At 41.4% G+C, this 22,289-nt stretch carries 23 protein-coding genes and 1 other annotated feature (1 of these 24 cut by a window edge); of the genes, 19 read left to right on the top strand and 4 right to left on the bottom strand.

The features are described 5' to 3' along the window. Positions 1-182: a binding site (T-box leader), on the top strand; it begins 22 nt to the left of the window's first position. A gap of 54 nt (positions 183-236) precedes the next feature. Together trpS and guaB are read left to right on the top strand one after the other, a co-directional pair. Next, positions 237-1,262 (top strand): tryptophan--tRNA ligase, encoded by a 1,026-nt coding sequence (gene trpS / locus PW220_RS10265; protein ID WP_248055859.1) that lies wholly within the window; start codon positions 237-239, stop codon positions 1,260-1,262. Between the two features lie 229 nt (positions 1,263-1,491). After that, positions 1,492-2,973 carry an IMP dehydrogenase gene (guaB, locus tag PW220_RS10260; protein WP_099809805.1) on the top strand — a complete coding sequence of 494 codons (1,482 nt, stop codon included), beginning with the start codon at positions 1,492-1,494 and terminating at the stop codon, positions 2,971-2,973. Between the two features lie 154 nt (positions 2,974-3,127). Here guaB and recF read toward each other — a convergent pair whose 3' ends face one another. Continuing rightward, positions 3,128-4,222, bottom strand: a complete 1,095-nt coding sequence (recF, locus tag PW220_RS10255) for a DNA replication/repair protein RecF (RefSeq protein ID WP_248055857.1) — start codon at positions 4,220-4,222, stop codon at positions 3,128-3,130. Positions 4,223-4,224: 2 nt separating this feature from the next. Then, the gene (locus tag PW220_RS10250; RefSeq protein ID WP_248055855.1) at positions 4,225-4,608 is read right to left on the bottom strand and encodes an RNA-binding S4 domain-containing protein; all 384 of its coding nucleotides are present in this window, start codon (positions 4,606-4,608) and stop codon (positions 4,225-4,227) included. Positions 4,609-4,684: 76 nt separating this feature from the next. Here PW220_RS10250 and yfmF point away from each other — a divergent pair, with 76 nt between their 5' ends. From yfmF to PW220_RS10190, 12 genes are all read left to right on the top strand, one after another. Then, a complete protein-coding gene (yfmF, locus tag PW220_RS10245) occupies positions 4,685-5,938 on the top strand; it encodes an EF-P 5-aminopentanol modification-associated protein YfmF (protein ID WP_248055854.1) in 1,254 nt (417 codons plus the stop codon). After that, positions 5,935-7,218: an EF-P 5-aminopentanol modification-associated protein YfmH gene (yfmH, locus tag PW220_RS10240; protein WP_248055853.1), complete on the top strand. Its 1,284-nt coding sequence runs from the start codon at positions 5,935-5,937 to the stop codon at positions 7,216-7,218. Before yfmF ends, yfmH begins: the two co-directional genes overlap by 4 nt. An 82-nt stretch (positions 7,219-7,300) precedes the next feature. Beyond that, positions 7,301-8,137, top strand: coding sequence for a helix-turn-helix domain-containing protein (locus PW220_RS10235; protein WP_172090561.1), 837 nt, complete (start codon positions 7,301-7,303; stop codon positions 8,135-8,137). 12 nt (positions 8,138-8,149) lie between these two features. Then, positions 8,150-8,689, top strand: coding sequence for a CDP-diacylglycerol--glycerol-3-phosphate 3-phosphatidyltransferase (pgsA, locus tag PW220_RS10230; RefSeq protein WP_105118855.1), 540 nt, complete (start codon positions 8,150-8,152; stop codon positions 8,687-8,689). Then, positions 8,689-9,525: an energy-coupling factor ABC transporter ATP-binding protein gene (locus tag PW220_RS10225; protein ID WP_248055852.1), complete on the top strand. Its 837-nt coding sequence runs from the start codon at positions 8,689-8,691 to the stop codon at positions 9,523-9,525. The genes pgsA and PW220_RS10225 overlap by 1 nt, the downstream gene beginning before the upstream one ends. Further along, positions 9,501-10,343, top strand: a complete 843-nt coding sequence (locus PW220_RS10220; protein WP_105118853.1) for an energy-coupling factor transporter ATPase — start codon at positions 9,501-9,503, stop codon at positions 10,341-10,343. Before PW220_RS10225 ends, PW220_RS10220 begins: the two co-directional genes overlap by 25 nt. Next, positions 10,336-11,133, top strand: coding sequence for an energy-coupling factor transporter transmembrane component T family protein (locus tag PW220_RS10215; protein ID WP_248055850.1), 798 nt, complete (start codon positions 10,336-10,338; stop codon positions 11,131-11,133). The genes PW220_RS10220 and PW220_RS10215 overlap by 8 nt, the downstream gene beginning before the upstream one ends. Positions 11,134-11,240: 107 nt before the next feature. Beyond that, on the top strand, positions 11,241-11,948 hold the full coding sequence (apf, locus tag PW220_RS10210) for an aggregation-promoting factor (RefSeq protein WP_248055849.1): 708 nt from the start codon (positions 11,241-11,243) through the stop codon (positions 11,946-11,948). A 289-nt stretch (positions 11,949-12,237) separates the two neighbouring features. Beyond that, positions 12,238-12,810, top strand: coding sequence for an aggregation-promoting factor (gene apf, locus PW220_RS10205; protein WP_248055848.1), 573 nt, complete (start codon positions 12,238-12,240; stop codon positions 12,808-12,810). A 114-nt stretch (positions 12,811-12,924) separates the two neighbouring features. Continuing rightward, complete coding sequence (locus PW220_RS10200) at positions 12,925-14,307, top strand: HAMP domain-containing sensor histidine kinase (protein WP_248055847.1); 1,383 nt, start codon at positions 12,925-12,927, stop codon at positions 14,305-14,307. Beyond that, entirely contained in the window at positions 14,304-14,972 is a 669-nt protein-coding gene (locus PW220_RS10195; RefSeq protein ID WP_105109286.1) for a response regulator transcription factor, read from the top strand. The genes PW220_RS10200 and PW220_RS10195 overlap by 4 nt, the downstream gene beginning before the upstream one ends. Positions 14,973-15,085: 113 nt before the next feature. Continuing rightward, positions 15,086-15,730, top strand: a complete 645-nt coding sequence (locus PW220_RS10190) for a hypothetical protein (protein WP_248055846.1) — start codon at positions 15,086-15,088, stop codon at positions 15,728-15,730. Positions 15,731-15,922: 192 nt separating this feature from the next. On the opposite strand, the gene sdaAA is transcribed toward PW220_RS10190, so the two are convergent. Together sdaAA and sdaAB are read right to left on the bottom strand one after the other, a co-directional pair. Further along, entirely contained in the window at positions 15,923-16,795 is an 873-nt protein-coding gene (gene sdaAA / locus PW220_RS10185; protein WP_044767841.1) for an L-serine ammonia-lyase, iron-sulfur-dependent, subunit alpha, read from the bottom strand. A gap of 12 nt (positions 16,796-16,807) precedes the next feature. Further along, positions 16,808-17,479, bottom strand: coding sequence for an L-serine ammonia-lyase, iron-sulfur-dependent subunit beta (gene sdaAB / locus PW220_RS10180; RefSeq protein WP_024379555.1), 672 nt, complete (start codon positions 17,477-17,479; stop codon positions 16,808-16,810). A gap of 215 nt (positions 17,480-17,694) precedes the next feature. On the opposite strand from sdaAB, the gene mnmA reads away from it, so the two are divergent. The 5 genes from mnmA (at position 17,695) to mnmG (ending at position 22,242) form a co-directional block, all read left to right on the top strand. After that, on the top strand, positions 17,695-18,819 hold the full coding sequence (mnmA, locus tag PW220_RS10175; RefSeq protein WP_044753768.1) for a tRNA 2-thiouridine(34) synthase MnmA: 1,125 nt from the start codon (positions 17,695-17,697) through the stop codon (positions 18,817-18,819). A 158-nt stretch (positions 18,820-18,977) separates the two neighbouring features. Continuing rightward, complete coding sequence (locus PW220_RS10170; RefSeq protein ID WP_248055845.1) at positions 18,978-19,430, top strand: NUDIX hydrolase; 453 nt, start codon at positions 18,978-18,980, stop codon at positions 19,428-19,430. A gap of 16 nt (positions 19,431-19,446) precedes the next feature. After that, positions 19,447-19,878, top strand: a complete 432-nt coding sequence (locus PW220_RS10165; RefSeq protein ID WP_248055844.1) for an NUDIX hydrolase — start codon at positions 19,447-19,449, stop codon at positions 19,876-19,878. Next, positions 19,868-20,323, top strand: a complete 456-nt coding sequence (locus tag PW220_RS10160) for an NUDIX hydrolase (protein WP_248055843.1) — start codon at positions 19,868-19,870, stop codon at positions 20,321-20,323. Before PW220_RS10165 ends, PW220_RS10160 begins: the two co-directional genes overlap by 11 nt. A 2-nt stretch (positions 20,324-20,325) precedes the next feature. Further along, on the top strand, positions 20,326-22,242 hold the full coding sequence (gene mnmG / locus PW220_RS10155) for a tRNA uridine-5-carboxymethylaminomethyl(34) synthesis enzyme MnmG (RefSeq protein ID WP_248055842.1): 1,917 nt from the start codon (positions 20,326-20,328) through the stop codon (positions 22,240-22,242). Positions 22,243-22,289: the final 47 nt, after the last annotated feature.

Raw genomic sequence — 22,289 nt, 5'->3', positions numbered from 1 at the left:
GTAGGTAATCTTCCATTTTTAGAGAGCTTGTGGTTGCTGTGAACAGGTAATGGTGATTAGTGAATGGACTGATTTTACAAGGAATTCGAACCAATAAGGATTCGGCTAGCAGGCCTTATGTGCATTAAGATAGGAGCAGTTGCTCTTAAGTAAGGTGGCACCGTGTCCAAGACGCCCTTGCACAGTTTTTTCTGTGTGGGGCTTTTTCTATGAACTTTATCAGATGAGGTGAACTGATGACCAAACCAATTATTTTGACAGGAGATCGTCCAACAGGTAAACTCCATATCGGCCACTATGTAGGCTCTTTGAAAAATCGTGTTCTACTGCAAAATGCTGGACAGCACGAGCTTTTTGTATTTTTAGCTGACCAGCAAGCGTTGACAGATCATGCCAAAGACCCGCAGAAAATTGTAGAGTCCGTTGGAAATGTGGCCCTTGATTACCTAGCGGCAGGTCTAGATCCAGCTAAGACAACTATTTTCATTCAAAGTCAAATTCCTGAATTAGCAGAATTGACAATGTACTACATGAACTTGGTATCTGTTGCTCGTTTAGAACGCAATCCGACTGTTAAAACCGAGATTGCTCAGAAGGGATTTGGCGAAGGAATTCCAGCAGGTTTCTTGGTTTATCCAGTTTCACAAGCTGCGGATATCACAGCCTTCAAGGCAAACTTTGTCCCTGTTGGAAATGACCAGAAACCCATGATTGAGCAGACCCGCGAAATCGTTCGTAGTTTCAACCATGCTTACCAAACCGATATTTTAGTGGAACCGGAAGGGATTTATCCTGAAAATGAGGCAGCAGGTCGCTTGCCAGGTTTGGATGGAAATGCTAAGATGTCTAAGTCGCTTGGAAATGGGATTTACTTGGCAGATGACATGGATACACTTAAAAAGAAAGTCATGTCCATGTACACAGACCCAAACCATATCCGTGTAGAAGATCCAGGTCAGATTGAAGGAAACATGGTTTTCCATTATCTTGATGTTTTCGGACGTGAAGAAGACAAGGCTGAGATTGAGGCTATGAAGGAACACTACCAGCGTGGTGGCTTGGGTGATGTCAAGACCAAACGCTATCTTTTGGACATTTTGGAACGGGAGCTAGGTCCAATCCGTGAGCGTCGCTTGGAGTTTGCACAAGATATGGGTCAAGTGTATGCTATGTTGGAAGAAGGAAGTCGCAAGGCTCGTCAGGTCGCAGCAACAACTCTGGATCAAGTCAAGGATGCTATGGGAATTAACTATTTTAAATAAGGTTAACAATAAAAGAGCAATGTCTAAAAAACGTTGCTTTTTTCATTTGTTTTATAATAAAGTAAAAAACAAACGTTCGATTTTCTAAAAGAAAGTGGTAAAGAATTTTCTGAATTTTTATTATTACTTATTTTAAAGCGAATAATATTTGACAAATGATTTCAAAATGTTATCATAAATAAAATAATCATAGCGATAGCTAGTAACAAAAAAAGAAAAGAGGAAGAAAATGTCAAACTGGGACACTAAATTTTTGAAAAAAGGCTTTACCTTTGATGATGTATTACTCATTCCGGCTGAAAGTCATGTATTGCCACATGATATTGATTTAAAAACACAATTAGCACCTAACTTGACTTTAAATCTTCCGATTATTTCTGCGGCTATGGATACCGTAACGGATAGCAAAATGGCCATTGCTATGGCGCGTGCAGGTGGTTTGGGAGTTATCCATAAGAATATGTCTATTACAGAGCAGGCTGAAGAAGTTCGTAAGGTAAAACGTTCTGAAAATGGTGTCATTATTGATCCATTTTTCTTAACTCCAGAGCATACCATTGCTGAAGCTGAGAAACTCATGGGGACCTACCGTATCTCTGGTGTGCCAATCGTAGAAACGATGGAAAACCGTAAGTTAGTTGGGATTATCACCAACCGCGATATGCGCTTTATCTCAGACTACTCACAACCAATTTCTACCAATATGACCAGTGACGGCTTGGTAACAGCGCCAGTTGGAACAGATCTTGCGACTGCTGAAGCTATTCTTCACAAACACCGTATTGAAAAATTGCCACTGATTGATGAAAATGGTCGTTTGTCAGGTTTGATTACCATCAAAGATATTGAAAAAGTGATTGAGTTCCCAAATGCTGCCAAGGACGAATTTGGTCGTCTTTTGGTTGCAGGTGCTGTGGGCGTTACTTCTGATACCTTTGAACGTGCTGAAGCTCTCTTTGAAGCAGGTGCAGATGCGATTGTCATCGATACAGCTCATGGTCATTCAGCTGGTGTTTTGCGTAAGATCAAAGAAATCCGCGAACACTTCCCAACTCGTACCTTGATTGCCGGCAACATTGCCACAGCTGAAGGTGCACGTGCCCTTTATGAAGCAGGGGTTGATGTCGTTAAAGTTGGTATTGGTCCAGGTTCCATCTGTACAACACGTGTCATCGCAGGTGTAGGGGTTCCTCAAGTGACAGCTATTTACGATGCGGCAGGTGTTGCTCGTGAATATGGTAAAACCATCATTGCTGATGGTGGTATCAAGTATTCAGGTGACATTGTCAAGGCTCTTGCAGCTGGTGGTCATGCTGTCATGCTTGGCTCTATGTTCGCTGGAACGGATGAGGCACCCGGTGAAACAGAAATCTTCCAAGGTCGTAAGTTCAAGACCTATCGTGGTATGGGCTCTATTGCAGCCATGAAACAAGGTTCAAAAGACCGTTATTTCCAAGCATCTGTCAATGAAGCTAACAAGTTGGTTCCAGAAGGAATTGAAGGTCGTGTAGCCTATAAAGGTTCTGTTGCAGATATGATTTTCCAAATGGTTGGCGGACTTCGCTCAGGTATGGGCTATGTAGGTGCCGGTAATTTGACTGAGTTACATGAAAATGCTCAATTTATCGAAATGTCGGGTGCTGGTTTGAAAGAAAGCCATCCACACGATGTTCAAATCACAAATGAAGCTCCAAACTATTCAGTACAATAAGAATAAGACCCTGATTGACAGGGTCTTTACTATTTTGTAAACATAGTTGACAAATTTGTAATTTTTTAGTTCTATGTGAAGAGCTGCAACTACAATTGGAGCTAGGGAAAGCCAGTTTACGAAGTAATAAAAAAGTAACTGACTATAAAATCAGTTACTTGCTTTCAACGATAGTGCCAGACTGGATATGAAAGATTTTTAAACTATCTGGTAGCTTGTGTAAATGGTCCAAAGATGTTGTAGTGATAAAGGTTTGAATAGTATCTGTAATGGTTTCTAGTAGTTTGATTTGTCGATTGTTATCTAGCTCACTCATAACATCGTCTAAAAGTAGAATTGGGTATTCTCTAGTGATTTCCTTCATCAGTTCGATTTCAGCAAGTTTGAGCGACAAAACAAGACTACGATGTTGTCCCTGGCTACCATAATGGGCATTCATACCATTTATAAAGAAAGCTACATCATCTCGGTGTGGGCCAACTCCTGTATTTTTCTTAAACAAATCACGTTTACGAGACTTTTCTAGTTCTGTCAAGAATATGTCAATCAAGTTGTCAGTGTTTGTAAAGTTTATAGAGGATTGATATTCGATAGTTAGTTCCTCTTTCTTATCTGAAATATCTTGAACTTTTCTATTTCCGAATTCCTCTAATTTCCCTAGAAAGTCAATACGATGTTGGATAACACGACTACCATATTCAGCAAGTTGCTGATCTAACACGGATAGGAAGTTCTCATCAATCTTATCTGTAGATTTGAGGTAAGTATTTCTTTGTTTTAAAACGTGGTTATAATTCGATAGGTCAGCAAGATAGAGGGGCTTGATTTGACCCAATTCGACATCAATGAACTTTCTTCTCAAAGCAGGGGCACCTTTAATCAGCTGTAAATCTTCAGGGGCGAAGAGAACAACATTCATGTGGCCAATATAGTTGGAAAGCTTGGCTTGTTTAAGGTGGTTGACCTTGGTTATCCGTCCCTTTTCTGTCAACTGTATGTCAAGTGGAACTTTACCATTTTTCCGATGGAGTAAACCGGATATGGTCAATTCCTTTTCTTGAAATTGTAGTAAATCCTTGTCTGTTCGGGTACGGTGGCTGCGTGTCAAGGCTAAAAAATAGATAGCTTCTAAAATATTGGTTTTACCTTGAGCATTCTCACCCAAAAAGACATTAAGCCCCTTGTTGAACTCGATATCTTGTTGCCTGTAATTGCGAAAGTGCCGTAATGCTAATGTTTCAAGCCACATTTTTACATACCAGGGAAACGAACAGGTTTTCTTTCAGTATTTTTAGTTACTTTTTTAGGAGTTTTTACCTGTTTCTTATTCTTTTTATTTTCTTGATTTAACTTTTTAACGATTGCAGCCACACGTTCTTTTTCAGCTTGTTCTTCTTGGTATTGCTGTATTTCTTCTGTACTAGGTGCAATGATTGTGATACTAATGTTGTGGTCAGGTAGCGTGATAATATCACCGATGCGGATTTTTTTACCTCGTCTTTTTTCGTCTTCTTCGTTAAAAAGGATGGTATTTTCTTCAAGGAAACCTTTAATGGCCCCTCCTGAGTGTAGAATACCAGTTGTTTTTAGTAATGCTTGTAATGTGATGTAGTCATCAAATAATTTAAATTTCATAAGTCACCTCGTTACAGAATATTATATCACAGAAAAATGATATAATGGAAGGTACAATGTTTGAAAGAGGAAGAAGATGAAATTACAAGAAGGAATTGATTTGCATTTTATTGAAACAGATCAGTTTACTACAAATAGAATAAAAGTGCGTTTTGCAGCCGAGATGAATGAGGCGACGGTAGCAGGACGTGTGCTAGTTGCTAATATTCTGGAAATGGGCAACCAAGATTATCCAACGGCTCAGGCGATGCGTAGGCGGTTGGCAGAGCTATACGGAGCACATTTCTCAACGTCTGTTGCTAAACGTGGCCGTGTACATCTAGTTGATTTGACCATTTCTTACGTCAATCCACGTTATTTGCCTAATAATGAAGATATTACCCTAGCAATTCTTGATTTTTTATATGCCTGCCTATTTCGTCCTCTCAAGCAAGGTCGGGGGTTTGATCAGAAAATCTTTGAAGTGGAGAAAAAGAATTTAATCAATTTTCTTGAGTCTGAGGTAGAAGATAATTTCTACCATGCTGATGTCGAATTAAATAGGTTATTTTATCAAGATGAGGCCTTACAAATTCCGCGAGTTAGTCGTCTAGATTTAGTTGAGAAGGAAACAGCAGAATCGGTATTTAAAATCTATCGGAATATGTTGCGGGTAGATAAGATTGACATCTTTGTCATTGGAACTGTCAATCAGGACTTGGTTCGTGAAAAATTGGAAACCTTCAAATTTACTTATAGAAAACCTAAGTTAGAATTAGAATATCAGCAGAACTATTCAAAGGTTACTCGCGAGAAGGTCGAACGCAAACAGGCAAGACAATCCATTTTAGAATTGGCTTATCATTTACAAGTCCTTTACAATGATGTAAATTACCCTGCCTTAGTTGTTTTTAATGGTTTACTCGGTGCCTTTTCACATTCTAAATTGTTTGTAAATATTCGTGAAAAGGAGAGTTTGGCCTATACAATCGGAAGTCAGGTGTCTATTTTTTCTGGAATGATGAAGGTTTATGCAGGCATCAGCCGCGGAGATCGTTTGAAAGTGATGAAACTAATTAGTAAGCAATTGCTCGATTTGAAACGAGGAAAGTTTACAGAGGATGAATTAGAGTTGACAAAGAATATGCTTATTCATTCAGCAACCCTTGCTCAAGATAGACAGAATAACTTGATAGAACAGACCTACAACCAGATAAGTATGGGGGAACGTAATTTAACATGGTTAGAATGGATAGAAGCTGTAAAGTTGGTGTCAATTGAGGATATTGTTCGAGTGGGCAAGATGATAAATTTACAGGCTGTTTACTTTATGGAGGGAACAGAGGAATGAAATTAATCGAGAAAAAGTATCCGTATCTGAAAGAACCTGTCTATCAGACACAACTTGACAACGGGTTGACAGTCATTCTCTTGCCTAAGACCGATTTTCATGAAACTTACGGAGTGATTACGACAAATTTTGGAGCTTTACATACCCATATTCTTTTTGAAGATGGTAGGTCTAGTAGCTATCCTGCTGGTATCGCACATTTCTTAGAGCATAAGTTGTTTGAAACGGAAGATGGAGAAGATGTCATGAATGAGTTTTCGAAATTTGGTGCCAGTGCCAATGCCTATACCAGTTTTAGACAGACTAGTTATCTATTTTCTACTACTCAAGAGGTTTTGCCAGCCTTGGCTTTGTTACAATCTTTTGTTCGTCAACCTTATTTTACAGATGGAAATGTGGCACGAGAACAAGGGATTATCGAGCAAGAAATCGAAATGTATCAAGATGATGTCGATTATCGATTGTTTACAGGAATTTTAGGGTCACTTTACCCTCAAACTCCCTTGGCTCATGATATTGCTGGTACGGTTGCTTCGATTGAGCAGATTACAGCAGATGATTTGTATGAGAATTTTGATCTGTTTTATCATCCGTCCAACATGAATTTATTCGTCATTGGTAACTTTGATTTGGATCAGGTATGGCAGCAGATTTCAAGCTATCAGGCAGCGCAACTTGATGAAAAACTGCCTAGGTTTGATATAAAGGCAATTGAAAAACTGCCTATTCTTCAGCACCGTATGGAAGAGTTTGAAGTATCTACTCCAAAATTAGCAGTTGGTTTACGGGGAAATGATGAATTTGAACCTGCTGAAATGCAGCAGTATCGCCTGTGCTTACAGCTTTTGTTTGCCATGTTGTTCGGTTGGACTTCTAAACGCTATCAGAACCTGTATGAACAGGGGAAAATTGATTCCTCATTCCAGTTTCAACTAGAAGTTACTCCAGACTATCATTATTTGGTTATTTCTGGTGATACGCAGGAGCCTATTACCTTGTCGAGTATGCTGATGAGGGCTGTTCGCAATTTTGAACGAGATGAGGATATCAATGATGATCATTTGCAACTGCTGAAGAATGAAATGTATGGCGATTTTATCCGTAGCTTGAATTCCTTGGAATTTACAGCTAGTCACTTTGTGGCTCAGTATTCGGATGTTGAGAATGTATTTGATTTGCCACAATTGGTGGAAGAAATCAATTTAGAGGATATTAGGGAGGCAGGCCGGCGTTTTATTGGTCAGTGTGACATGACTGATTTTACGATTATTCCCAAATAAAAGGACCTAACTCATCGAAATTTCCTTAGATTTTTGTTAGAATAGAGTATTGTATATTAGTGAATAGAGGGGAGAGTTAGTAGTGCGACAAAAGAGTATTGGTGAGGTACTTAGAGCAGCGCGTGAGTCACGAGGTTGGACCTTTGTTGATTTGCAGAGAATGACGAAAATCCATGCAAGGTATTTGCAAGCATTGGAGTACAATGATTTTGATTCTATTTCTGAAGATGAGGATGTTGATTACGTCTTAACGGTTTATGCAGATGCCTTAGAATTGGATGCAGATGTTCTGTTAGAAGCCTACGATAGCAATAGTTTGATAAAGTATCGTGAAGAAGGCGAGGAGGAAATCTTAGCGGCAGAATTGAAAAGAAGCTATCGGGTAAAAAAGAAAGATCATAAATCCTTTCTTCCCTTGATTTATCTCTTGCTTGCTTCAGCTTTCATCATTATTTTTGTGACCTATATAGCATATAGCCGTATGCAAAATCAAGTGTTGCCTACTTCGGAAACTTCCTACTCTGTTGTTGGGCAAACTGCTACAAGTACGTCTTCTGAAACAAGCACACCAGAGCAGTCCACAACTTCGTCAAGTAGCATTTCTGCTAAGAATATTAGCATTTCAGGTAGTGGAGATTACATTGTAGCGACTGTTACAGAAACTGTTTATCCAGTGGAAGTTACCCTTTCGGTTAAAGATGCTACTAGCTGGATTAGTTTATCCGGAACAGAATTGGCAGAGGGAGTAGTACTTTCTCCTGAAAATCCGACGGTTACGACTAGCCTGCCAGAAGGCATCAGCGAAGCCTATCTTGTTTTAGGTGTAGTGAAAGGGGTAGATATTACTATCGCCGGTCAACAATTGGATACGAAAGCATTAACGAGTGATACAGGTTCTATTGGACTTGTATTTGAATAAAAAGGAAATACAATGAAAAAAGAAAATATTCCCAACGCTTTGACAGTCGGACGGATTTTGATTATTCCAATCTTTATCCTTCTTCTTACTGTCTGGCAGTCAGCTATTAGCCATATTTTAGCGGCAGTCATTTTTGCCCTGGCAAGTATTACGGATTATCTGGATGGTTATTTGGCTCGTAAGTGGCAGGTAGTGACAAACTTTGGTAAGTTTGCAGATCCGATGGCTGATAAGATTTTGGTTATGTCTGCCTTCATTATGTTGGTGGAACTTGGTTTTGCTCCAGCATGGGTGGTAGCAATTATTATCTGTCGTGAATTGGCAGTGACCGGTCTTCGTTTGCTCTTGGTTGAAAATGGTGGAACCGTTTTGGCAGCAGCTATGCCAGGTAAAATTAAGACATTCTCACAGATGTTTGCGGTGATTTTTCTGCTCTTGCATTGGAGTTTGTTGGGTCAGATTACGCTTTATATTGCACTTTTCTTTACCCTTTATTCAGGCTATGACTATTTCAAGGGTGCATCTTTCTTATTCAAAGATACGTTTAAGTGATGACAAATATTATTGAAGTAAAAAATCTTAAGTATAAATATAGTCAAGATGATGAGGATTATACCTTAAACGATGTTTCGTTTCACGTGAAACAGGGTGAATGGTTGTCCATCATCGGTCATAATGGTTCAGGGAAGTCAACAACTGTTCGTTTGATTGATGGATTATTGGAAGCTGAGTCTGGAGATATTATCATTGATGGTGATGTCCTAACAGTTGATAATGTCTGGGATAAGCGTCGCCTGATTGGTATGGTATTTCAAAATCCAGACAATCAATTTGTAGGTGCTACAGTTGAAGATGATGTTGCTTTTGGTTTGGAAAACCAAGGAATAGCCTTGGAAGAGATGCGGAAACGGGTAGATGAAGCCTTGGAATTAGTTGGAATGGCTGATTTTAAAACCCGTGAGCCTGCTCGTTTATCTGGTGGTCAGAAGCAACGGGTAGCTATTGCTGGAGTGGTGGCCTTGCGTCCTAAAATTATCATTTTGGATGAGGCTACATCCATGCTGGATCCAGAAGGTCGTCTTGATTTGATTAAAATTGTTCAGGAGATTAAGGATCGGCATGGGATGACGGTTATCTCTATCACGCATGATTTAGATGAGGTGGCTTTAAGTGATCGTGTTATTGTGATGAAACGAGGTCAGGTTGAGTCAGTCAGCACTCCGACGGAGCTTTTTATGCGGGAGGATTTAGCAGACTTGGATTTAGATAAGCCTTTCACGACAGAACTGGCTACATATTTACGTCAGGCTGGATTTGATTTACCGCTTCGCTATTTTACAGAGGAAGAATTAGAGGAAACTTTATGGGAATTGCTCTCCAAGAAGTAAGCTACACCTATCAAGCTGATACGCCTTTTGAGGGACGTGCGCTATTTGGTGTGGATTTGGAGATTGTTGACGGCTCTTATACGGCGCTTATTGGGCATACGGGTTCGGGGAAATCAACGATTTTACAACTCTTGAATGGATTAAATGTGCCGACAGAGGGAAGAGTAGTTATTGATGACTTTGTGATTACAGCGACGTCAGAAAATAAGGATATTAAGCAAGTAAGGAAGAAAGTTGGCCTTGTTTTCCAATTTCCTGAAAGCCAAGTCTTTGATGAAACAGTCTTAAAAGATGTTGCTTTTGGTCCGCAAAATTTTGGAGTTTCTCAGGAAGAGGCTGAGCAAATTGCTCGTGAAAAGCTGGCCTTGGTTGGAATTGATGAGAGCTTGTTTGAACGTAGTCCCTTTGAGTTATCAGGTGGTCAAATGCGTCGGGTAGCTATTGCCGGCATTCTAGCCATGGAGCCAAGCGTTTTGGTCTTGGATGAACCAACAGCTGGTCTGGATCCTGCTGGTCGTCAAGAATTGATGGCTATTTTCAAGACCCTTCATATGTCTGGGATGACCATTGTTTTGGTCACTCATTTGATGGATGATGTGGCTAATTACGCTGATTTTGTTTATATTATGGAGAAAGGAAAGTTGGTTGGTTCTGGTAAACCAACAGATATTTTTCAAGAGGTTGATTTTTTGGAGAGTATTCAACTGGGTGTTCCTAAGATTACCAAGTTTGCGGCTAATCTGGAGAGAAGAGGTTTTGTATTTGAACGTCTTCCGATTACGATCGAAGAATTTACAGGGATGGTGACGCATGGATAAATTGATTTTGGGTCGCTATATTCCAGGGAATTCCATTCTTCATCGCTTGGATCCGAGAAGCAAGCTCTTAGCCATGTTTGGCTTTCTCTTAATGATTTTCTGGGCCAATAATCTGGTAACAAATGCGTTATTGATTGGTTTTGTATTGGGCTTGGTTGTTTTATCACGTATCCGTTTGTCTTTCTTTATCAATGGTTTAAAACCAATGATTGGGATTATTCTCTTTACAACCTTTTTCCAGGTTTTCTTTACACCCGGGGCGACAATTCTGTGGGAGTTTTGGATTTTTAAAGTATCCTTAGAAAGTTTACAACAAGCGGGTATTATTTTTGTTCGCTTTGTTTTGATTATTTTCTTCTCAACCCTATTAACCCTGACGACAACACCGCTCAGTTTAGCAGATGGTATTGAATCAGGGCTGGCACCTTTGAAACGCTTTAAGGTTCCTGTGCATGAGATTGGACTGATGCTGTCTATGAGCCTGCGTTTTGTGCCTACTTTGATGGATGATACTACTCGAATTATGAATGCGCAAAGGGCGCGTGGAGTGGACTTTAACGAAGGCAATCTTATTCAGAAGGTAAAATCCCTTATTCCAATTTTAATTCCGTTATTTGCATCCAGCTTTAAAAGGGCTGATGCTCTGGCAACGGCAATGGAAGCGCGTGGCTATCAAGGTGGAGATGGGAGAACTAAGTATCGTGTTTTAGCGTGGAAGAAGGCGGATAGCCTAGCCATTCTGATTATGATTGTCTTGGCAGGAACTCTATATTTATTTAAAAAGTCTTAAAATAGTAAGCGTTTTACCAAATTGTAATATTTTTTTAAATAAAAAGTAATACAATGGTAGTAAGATAGGAATAGTTATGATAAATAGATAGAGGATAGTTCTTTTTGATGAAAAAGAGTTTTATAAGTAAGTTTATCAAAGGTATAGCAGGGGTTATTGTTATTTCAGTTCTTGTTTTATGTGGACTGATGTTGACAGGTAACTATTCTTATACCAAGCTTGTAAGAGCGGTGTCAAATGCGCCCTATAATGTGGTCAATGCTATAAGTAAGATTGGTAGTGGATCTGGGTCTACAACAGAATATGTTGCTGTCAGTCCTGTTTTTGAGTTAGGATACGATAAATTGTTAAAATCGGAAACAGACTCTCAACCGCTACAAGTAGAAGCCATAGAAATTACCTCTGAAGAGCCGCAAATTATTGAATCGTCAGATGTAGCAACGCCTACATCAGTAGATGAGACAAAAATGGCTGAGCAGACAGAGGTTACAGAAGTATATCACGATAGCCCTAGGGAAGAATCTATAATTGAAGTTACTTCAACTCCTCAAGCTCAGGTTCAAGTAGCTACGGTTTCAACTGGTGCAGCAGTTGACGATGCAACTGCTAAAGAATGGATTGCTCAAAAAGAATCAGGTGGTAGCTATACAGTTACTAATGGTATTTACATTGGACGTTACCAATTAAGCAACGCCTACTTGAATGGTGATCATTCACCAGAAAACCAAGAGCGTGTAGCAGATGAGTATGTACTGCAACGCTATGGTTCATGGTCAGCAGCCTATCAGTTTTGGTTGGCAAATGGTTGGTATTGATAGGAATGAGATGTCTAGGTTTAGCCTAGGCATTCATTTGTTCTCTCACTTCCGTGCCCATGATAAAGAAGGTCCACTGTGACCTTTTTATTTACAGCTACTGTCAAAAAGATAGGGATTTCTGTAAAGTATGTTGTAAATGATATTGATAAAAAGGGTCCCAAAATCCCGAAAATAGACCTTTTATAGTGTAAACACAATGTCATTGTAATATTTGTAATAGATTTACAAAGTGAGAGTAATAGTCAGAGGGTATGATAGATACATAAGAGAAAGGAATGTGACTATTATGAATATTACATTGAAGAAAAACTTGAAAACAACAATCGCTGGCTTGGTAGCAGGGGCAACCTTATTGACTGCTGGTGTTGTTAGCGCGGAAACCTATACTGTACAATCTGGTGATACCTTATCAGCAATCGCTTCAAAATACAATACAAGTGTAGAGAAATTGGCAGAACAAAATAAAATTTCCAATCCAAATCTAATCCATGTTGGACAGGCTATTGAAGTTGGTGAAACAGCTTCTACTGCTACAGAAGAAAAACCAACGGAGCAAGCTCCAGCAGCTGAAACAGTTACAACAACAAGTGAAGCGACAACCACTACCACGAGTTCATATACTTCAAACTTGAGTGCAGAAGATGCAGCAGCTAAAGAATGGATTGCTATGAAGGAATCAAGCGGTAGCTATGATGCACAAAATGGTATCTACATTGGTCGTTATCAGTTGACTAATACATATTTGAACGGTGATTACTCACCAGAAAACCAAGAGCGTGTGGCTGATGCCTATGTAGCAGAACGTTATGGTTCATGGTCAGCAGCTAAAGCCTTCTGGTTGGCAAATGGCTGGTATTAAGAAATCTATGAAAGTCTAGTTTTGCTAGGCTTTTTTAGTTATATAAGTTTCTAAACTTTACAAATGCTGTTAATTTGCTTATAATGTGGAAAAATTGACTAGAAGAGAAGAACAATGAATTTACAGAAACGAATATTTCGCTTGAATATGATGATGCTGGTCCTGTCATTGATAGCCATGCTGGGCGTCAGTGTCTATGTGGTGAATAGTATTTACCGTAACCAAGGAACCTGGCAGTCCACCAGTCAGAAGACAGCAGCAAGTCAACAAAGTCTAGAGAAGTTTATGGGTACAGATTTTGCAAGTTTAGCAGAAGCTTTATCCTTGCATGGAGCCCAACTGTATGTAGAAAGTAATGGGGAGATTTTATTTTCAAACCTTACTGATGATGCTGATGAGTTGTCAGAAGTGACCGTTTCATCTACGACCCGTACTTCCTATGCTGATGGTGAAGTTGTCATTAGTCGAAAGATTGCAGCAAACGGTCAAATATATTATTTGTATGCCATTCTAGAAGATTTAGAGGAGCAACAGGACAGCCAAGATTTTCAAGCCTTTCTATTGCAACTTTTCTTGGTTGGTGGGGCAGGTATTGTCATCATAGTGGTGCTTAATTTCTTCTTTACTCGTCGTCTTCTAGGTGTGGTCATGCGTCCTTTGGATGAATTGCACAGCGGTGTAGACCGTATCCAGCAGGGAGATTATACAGTGCCTTTGACCTATCAGGGGGATAAGGAATTTGAGGAATTGACCAAAGGGTTCAATCAGATGCAGACTTCCTTGTTGGATGCCCGTGAGAAAAATCGACTGTATGAGCAAAAACGAACCCAGATGGTTGCGGATATTTCACATGATTTGCGAACACCCTTGACTTCGATCAAAGGCTATTCCAAGGGGATTTTGGATGGCATTGCTAACACGGAGGAAAAACGCAATCAGTATCTAACGGTTATTTACCAAAAATCTCAGGTGATGGAGAAATTACTGGAAAAATTATTTGCCTTTTCACAATTACAAACAGATAAAATGCCGTTTGATAATGTGCAGCTTGATTTGGCAACCTTTTTGCAGACCTATGTCAGAGAGAAATCAGCCGAGTTAGCCGATGAGGCTATTCTGTTCCAGTTGGATGTAGCTGAAAACCTGCCGGTTGAGATTGACCCTATCCAATTCCGCCGTATTTTAGATAATCTAGTTGATAATGCTAGAAAATACGCAGATGTTAGTCCATTGAAACTAGCTATTGCAGGTTCTGTCCAAGAGCAAGAAATCGTCTGGACCTTTACAGATAATGGAAAAGGGACTGCAACGGATAAGCTGAACTTGATTTTTGAAGAGTTTTACAGGGAAGATGATACTCGTCAGCAGGTAGAAGGGCATGGTTTAGGTTTAGCTATTGTAAAAAATATTATTGAGAGACTTGGAGGAAGTGTATCTGTTGAGGCAACTCCAGGACTTCGATTTATCTTTAGATTACCTAGGAAGGATATGAGATGACACGGATTTTAATCGCAGAAGATGATGTAGAGATTGCTTATTTGGAGAGAGATTATCTGGAAATGCAGGGCTACCAAGTAGACTTGGTACATGATGGTGGACTAGTTGAGGAACAAATCAAAAAAGAAGACTATGATTTGCTCATCTTAGATGTGATGCTTCCAAATAAAACAGGTTACGACCTTTGCCGCGATCTACGGGATAAGGTGGATTTCCCTATTTTGATGGTTACATCCAAGCAAGAAACCATGGACGTGGTCAGAGGATTGGGCTTGGGAGCAGACGACTATATCAGTAAGCCTTTTGATCCTATGGAACTGGTGGCGCGTGTTAAGGCTCATTTGGCTCGTTATCAACGGTTGACAAAGGATGATAGCAGTAATGAACTGACTGTCGGTAATGTGACCATATTCTTGGACAATTGGAAGGTAACCTTGGATGGTCAGGAAATAAAACTACCCAATCGTGAATTTGAACTGCTTGTTTACCTAGCCAAACACCCCAATCGTGTTTTCTCGAAAGACCATCTGTTTGAAACCATTTGGGGTTATGATTATGTAGGAGATAGTGCGACAGTGGCCGTCCACATTAATCGTCTGCGAGATAAACTGGGAGCCGATTTAATTGAAACGGTATGGGGAGCAGGTTATCGTCTTAATGCTTAATTTAAAAGTGTTTAACATTTGTTTATAAAGTTTCCCTAAAGTGTTCAAGATTGTTCTCTATAATAGACTTATCAGCAGGAGCTGAGAAATAGATTTAATCAGAGGAATACAAAATGGAAAACAAACATCAACAACAAGAAATTATCCAAGTGGTAGAGAATAAAAAAACAGGTGCATGGGAATCTGTGAGAAATAAGGTTGCAGGCATGAGCAAGAAATCGATTATCTTATTATCAGTTGGTGCCTTGGCACTTACTACGATTGGCTTTGTCGCTGCAGAGGTGTATGAAAACAAACTTGAGGCTTTGGAAAACCAAATTGAGCAACAGGTTGGAATTGTTGATTATGATGACGATAACCAGCAGGTAGTAGCAACTGCAAGCTCATCATCTACAGTAAGTTCATCAACCGCTACAACAAACACTGCGACAGCTGTAACAAATGCAGCTTCAGCTAGTCAACTTGCGTCAAGTTACGGTGTAAAGTTGGTTGACACTTCTGAATTAGATGGCATTTATACAGCAACATCTGGCAACGATACCTATACATTGACTGTAAAAGGAAATCAAGCTACATTGACAGAAGTTGACAATGATGGGGACCAGGATATTGAACAAGTGATTTTCGACTTAGATAAAAAACTTGCCTATATTGACGGGGAAGCAGATACATATGCCCTGAATGGTACTACTCTAACCTTGACAGAAATTGATGCCAATGATACAACTCTAGATAAACTCACTTTCACCAAACAATAAGAAAAGGGAGTGGGAAAGAACTCGACCATTCATAGAAGAGTTCGTCTTCCCACCCCCGCACAGTTGATTAGGTCAGATTTGGAGTGTAAAACACGAACAAATCTGCCAATCAACCACTGCGCTGAGATGTTGACACTAACGTTGAGAAGCGGTGCTGGGCTTTTTACCCAGCCTCTTTCATTTACAACCTTGTCAATTTTCGCCGAAGATTTCTTGTGCCAATCGGCGACCAGTTGGTGTGGCAGCCAGACCTCCTTCGGCAGTTTCACGGAAGGCGGTTGGTAGGGCAGAGCCTACTTGGTACATGGCATTGATAACCTCATCTACAGGAATTTTTGATTCAATTCCTGCCAGTGCCATATCTGCAGCCACCATGGCATAGCTTGCTCCCATGGCGTTTCGTTTGACACATGGGACTTCTACCAGACCTGCAACGGGATCACAGATGAGGCCTAACATATTTTTGATGACAAAGCAGATGGCTTGGCTGGCTTGGTAGGGACTTCCTCCAGCAGCAAGGGTTAGTGCCGCTGCGGACATAGCAGAGGCAGAGCCAACTTCTGCCTGACAGCCTCCTTCTGCACCTGAGATGGAGGCATTGTTGGCAATGACCAGACCAAATGCCCCAGCTGTAAAGAGGAAGTCAAGTTGTTGCTCTTCTGTCAAGTTTAACTTGTCAATAGCAACACCAAGAACGGCAGGCAAGCAACCAGCAGAGCCAGCAGTTGGTGTGGCACAGACCAAGCCCATTTTGGCGTTTAACTCGTTGACAGCCATAGCATTTCTTGCTGCGGATAGGATAGAGGAATCAGACAGTGTCTTGCCCTTTTTCATATAAGCATCTAACTTGGCAGCATCACCACCTGTCAATCCAGAAACGGACTTGCTTTCTGTTAATCCGTCAACAATCGACGCTTTCATAACTGTCAAGTTTCTTGACATAATTGTCAATATTTCTTCGCGGCTACGACCGGTCAACTCAATTTCAGTCGCAATCATGAGTTCAGCTACATTGCCAGAAAACTGTTCGGCTTGCTGAACTAATTCTTCGATAGTATAAAACATGTCTTTCTCTTTCTAGTTGAAGAAGGTAACATTGTGCAGATGGGGAATTTTTTCGATTTCTGCAATAGAATTTTCACACTGGCGAGCATCCACTTCGATAATCATAATAGCTTTTTCGCCAGCTTGTTCACGGGTCACGTTCATTTGGGCAATGTTGATATTGTATTTTGATAAGATGTCAGTTACCTTGGCAATCATACCTGGAACATCTTGGTGAACGATGATAATTGTCGGAGTATTCATATTCAGGTTGACAGAAAAGCCGTTGAGCTCCGTTACTTGAATATTGCCTCCGCCAATGGAAACGCCCGTTGCTGATATAGACTTTTTGTCATTTTTAATGATAATTCGGGTGGTATTGGGATGGGGGGTATTGCTGTCCTTGTTGACACGCCAGTAAACCTTGATGCCACGTTCTCGAGCAATATCTAGAGAGTCAGGAATGCGTGGGTCGTCTGTATCCATGCCTAAAATGCCTGCTACCAAGGCCACATCTGTACCGTGTCCACGATAGGTCTTGGCAAAAGAGTTGTAAAGTTGGAATTCGACCTCGGTTGGTTCATCACCAAAGATGGAAGACACAATTTTCCCAATGCGGACTGCCCCAGCTGTATGGCTGGAAGAAGGTCCAATCATAACTGGCCCGATAATATCAAAGACCGATTGAAATTTTAAATTTGTCATAATTATCCTCACGTTTTTCTTAATACTATTATATCAAATTTTTGATTTGGATAGAATGCCTAGATGAATGGGGTTTCAATACCAAATTCCTGTTTCTTCTCCCTTTTGTGTGGTATAATACAAGTTGTTCAAAATCGACCTTCAAATCGTTTTTTGAAAAAATTTTGGAATACGACCTTCAAATCGTTATTTCAACGAAAAGATGGGAGAAGATGATGTCAATAGACAATTCGAAAACCCGTGTTGTTGTCGGTATGAGTGGCGGTGTGGATTCATCGGTTACGGCTCTCTTGCTCAAGGAGCAGGGCTACGATGTGATCGGCATCTTCATGAAAAACTGGGATGACACGGATGAAAATGGCTTCTGTACAGCAACAGAAGATTATAAGGATGTGGCTGCAGTGGCAGACCAAATCGGCATTCCTTACTACTCTGTCAACTTTGAAAAAGAGTATTGGGACCGCGTATTTGAGTACTTCCTAGCAGAGTATCGGGCAGGCCGCACACCCAATCCAGATGTCATGTGTAACAAGGAAATCAAGTTCAAGGCTTTCTTGGATTACGCTATGAACTTGGGTGCGGACTATGTGGCGACGGGGCATTATGCTCAGGTGTCACGCGACGAGGACGGCACCGTCCATATGCTACGTGGGGCAGACAATGGCAAGGACCAGACCTACTTCCTCAGCCAACTATCACAGGAACAATTGCAGAAAACCATGTTTCCGCTCGGCCATTTACAAAAGCCTCAGGTTAGGGAAATAGCAGAGCGAGCAGGCTTGGCGACCGCTAAAAAGAAAGATTCGACAGGTATCTGCTTTATCGGTGAAAAGAACTTCAAAGAATTTTTAGGGCAGTATTTGCCAGCCCAGCCCGGTCGGATGATGACCGTTGACGGTCGTGACATGGGAGAGCATACAGGCCTCATGTACTATACCATTGGTCAGCGGGGCGGGCTTGGTATCGGAGGACAAATCGGTGGGGATAATGAGCCTTGGTTTGTTGTCGGAAAAGACCTATCCCAAAATATCCTCTATGTCGGTCAAGGCTTCTATCATGAGTCCTTGATGTCAACTTCTTTACAGGCTAGTCAAGTCCACTTTACACGTGACATGCCCGAAGAATTCACGCTTGAGTGCACAGCTAAATTCCGCTACCGTCAACCAGACAGTCAAGTAACTGTCAAGGTAAAAGGTGACCAGGCAGAAGTCATCTTTGCAGAGCCACAGCGGGCCATCACACCAGGACAAGCTGTAGTTTTCTACGACGGACAAGAATGCTTGGGCGGTGGTATGATTGATATGGCCTATAAAGATGGAGAGGCTTGTCAGTATATTTAGTTGACAGGTTTGTAAAGATTGTTTGACTTGACTTGTCAGGACAATTTGATACAATATTTCTAACAAGAACTATGATGGTCAAAGCTCATGGGAATTGTAGGCTTTTTTGGCGTACAATTTTCTAGAGTTTTGGCTATTTTTGCTATTGAGGAGAGAAGATGGATTTCAGAACCAGAGTTGACAATCAAATCTTCGGTGTTCGTGCAACGGGCTTGGTGGTACAAGATGAGAAACTTTATCTCGTTAAGTCGCCTGAAGGGATATACTACACTTTGGGTGGAGCTATTCAGCTTGGCGAAACAACCGAAGAGGCTGTGCAACGGGAAATGAAAGAAGAAATCGGAATTGATGTGGAGGTTGGACCACTAGCATTTATCGTTGAAAATCAGTTCACCTTACAGGAGAAATCCTATCATCAGATTGAATTTCTCTATATAGTTACCCCACTGTCTAATCCTGCTCCCAATCTGGAAGAAGGGAATTCTGTTCGCCAGTGTGAATGGGTTGCTTTTGCGGACTTAGAGAAACTAGATCTCAATCCAGCCTTTCTTAAGACCGAGTTAGCCAACTGGGACGGACAACTAAAGCATTTTATGAACAAAGACAACTAAAGTAGCGGAGGAAACCATGCCTGTTAAATTGATTGCCCATGTCTTACTGACTGTTGAAGATAGCCACTTGCTGATGCAGCGTTCGCAGACTAAGCGTGGAGAGCCGAATGTATTTCCGCAGCATTGGGACATTCCAGGCGGTCGTGTCGAGGAGAATGAGTTACCCTGTGATGCTGCAGTGAGAGAGTGTTTTGAAGAAACAGGTATTTCGATAGAAAAGGAAAATCTGACCATTATCCATGAAGATAGTCAGTTTGATGAAGAAAAACAGACGGTATTTACAAGGCTAGTCTATGAAGTAACACTTCCTGAACAACCGAAAACCATTCTTCTTGACCCAGAAGAACATACAGATTTTCTATGGTTAGCCCCTAGCGATAAAAATAAGAAAAACTTAGTTCCATATCTCGTTGAAATTTTAGAAAAGAGAAGGAAGAATGGATTTTAGGACTAGAATTGACAATCAGATTTTTGGTATTCGGGCGACTGCATTGCTTATAAAAGACGGGAAAATATTTCTCACGAAGGACTCTAAGGGCCGTTATTATACCATTGGCGGTGCGGTTGAGGTCAATGAGGTAGCAGCAGATGCGGCTGTTCGAGAAGTCAAAGAAGAATTAGGGGTTGACAGTCGTGTCAATCAACTGGCTTTTGTTGTCGAAAATCAGTTTACACACGAGAGCATAGACTTTCACAATATCGAGCTTCATTTTATCGTGGAGCCTGTTGGAGAAATGCCTGAGAAGATGATTGAAGGGAAGTTGAAGCAAACTTGTGAATGGATTGCACTTGACAACCTTGTCAACTTATATGTAGTACCAGCTTTTCTGTCTCAAGCATTGCCAAACTGGAATGGACAAGTTAAACACATCATGAACATAAAGGAGAAATAAAAATGACACACACATTTGCAGAAAATTATGATGTCATCGTGATCGGTGCGGGGCATGCGGGTGTAGAAGCTGGCTTGGCAGCCAGTCGTATGGGCTGTAAGACCCTGCTTGCGACCATTAACTTGGATATGGTGGCCTTTATGCCTTGTAATCCCTCCATTGGTGGCTCTGCCAAGGGGATTGTGGTAAGAGAAATTGATGCCCTGGGTGGCGAAATGGGTCGCAACATTGACAAGACCTATATCCAGATGAAGATGCTCAATATGGGCAAGGGACCGGCTGTTCGTGCCTTGCGGGCTCAGGCAGATAAGGCAGAGTACGCAGCAGAGATGAAGCGGACGGTGGAGCGTCAGGAAAATCTGACCCTGCGTCAAACCATGATTGATGAGATTTTAGTGGAAGACGGCAAGGCTATCGGTGTCCGCACGGCTACCAACCAGAAATTTTCAGCCAAGGCAGTTGTGGTGACGACGGGTACAGCCTTGCGTGGTGAGATTATCATCGGTGACCTCAAGTATTCGTCAGGGCCCAACAATAGTTTGGCTTCTATCACGCTGGCGGATAACCTGAAAGAATTGGGGCTTGAAATCGGTCGTTTCAAGACAGGAACGCCACCGCGTGTCAATGCTCGCACGATTAACTACGAAGAAACGGAAATTCAACCAGGCGATGAAAAGCCAAACCATTTTTCATTCTTGTCCAAGGATGAGGATTATTTACAGGATCAAATTCCTTGCTGGTTGACCTACACCAACGCGACCAGCCATGAGATTATCAACAGCAATCTTCACCGAGCACCTATGTTTTCAGGCATTGTCAAAGGGATTGGCCCACGTTATTGTCCGTCTATTGAGGACAAAATTGTCCGTTTTGCCGACAAGGAACGCCACCAGCTTTTCCTAGAGCCAGAAGGTCGCAACACCGATGAAATTTATGTTCAAGGGCTGTCAACCAGTCTGCCAGAAGATGTACAGAAGGACTTGATTCACTCCATCAAAGGTTTGGAAAACGCCCAGATGATGCGGACGGGTTATGCCATTGAGTACGATATGGTTATGCCTCATCAGTTGCGGGCGACGCTGGAAACCAAGAAGATTTCAGGGCTCTTTACAGCAGGTCAGACCAACGGAACATCAGGTTATGAAGAAGCAGCAGGTCAGGGAATTGTAGCTGGAATTAACGCCGCCCTCAAGGTACAGGGTAAGCCAGAGCTGATTTTGAAACGAAGCGACGGCTATATTGGTGTTATGATTGATGACTTGGTGACCAAGGGAACGGTGGAGCCTTACCGCCTCTTGACTAGTCGGGCAGAATACCGCTTGATTTTGCGTCATGACAATGCCGATATGCGACTGACGGAAATCGGTCGTCAGGTCGGCTTGGTGGATGATGAGCGCTGGCAGCTTTTCCAAATCCATAAAAACCAGTTTGACAATGAAATGAAGCGCTTGGAGTCTATTAAACTCAAGCCAATCAAGGAAACCAATGAAAAAGTCGTAGCTATGGGCTTCAAGCCTCTGACAGACGCCCTTACCGCCAAGGAATTCATGCGTCGTCCAGATGTGACCTACGCAGATGCGGTAGCATTTATCGGCCCTGCGGCAGAGGACTTGGATGCCAAGACCATTGAATTGATTGAAACAGAGGTCAAGTATGAAGGTTACATTGCCAAGGCCTTGGATCAGGTGGAGAAGATGAAACGTATGGAAGAAAAACGAATTCCAGCTGACATCGACTGGGATGATATTGACTCTATTGCGACTGAAGCTCGTCAGAAATTCAAGCTGATTTCACCAGAAACCATTGGCCAGGCTAGTCGGATTTCCGGTGTCAATCCAGCCGACATCTCCATTCTCATGGTCTACTTGGAAGGACGTAGTCGTTCCATTTCTAAAAACAAGAGTAAGGACAGTCAGTAAGGCTGTTCTTTTCTTGTGCGTGCTAGAGAAAACTAGTAATTTCTTGT

This window comes from Streptococcus sp. 29892, from assembly GCF_032594935.1.
In the GTDB taxonomy this organism is placed as follows: Bacteria; Bacillota; Bacilli; order Lactobacillales; family Streptococcaceae; genus Streptococcus; species Streptococcus hyiners.
This window is presented reverse-complemented; position numbering and strand designations above follow the sequence as displayed.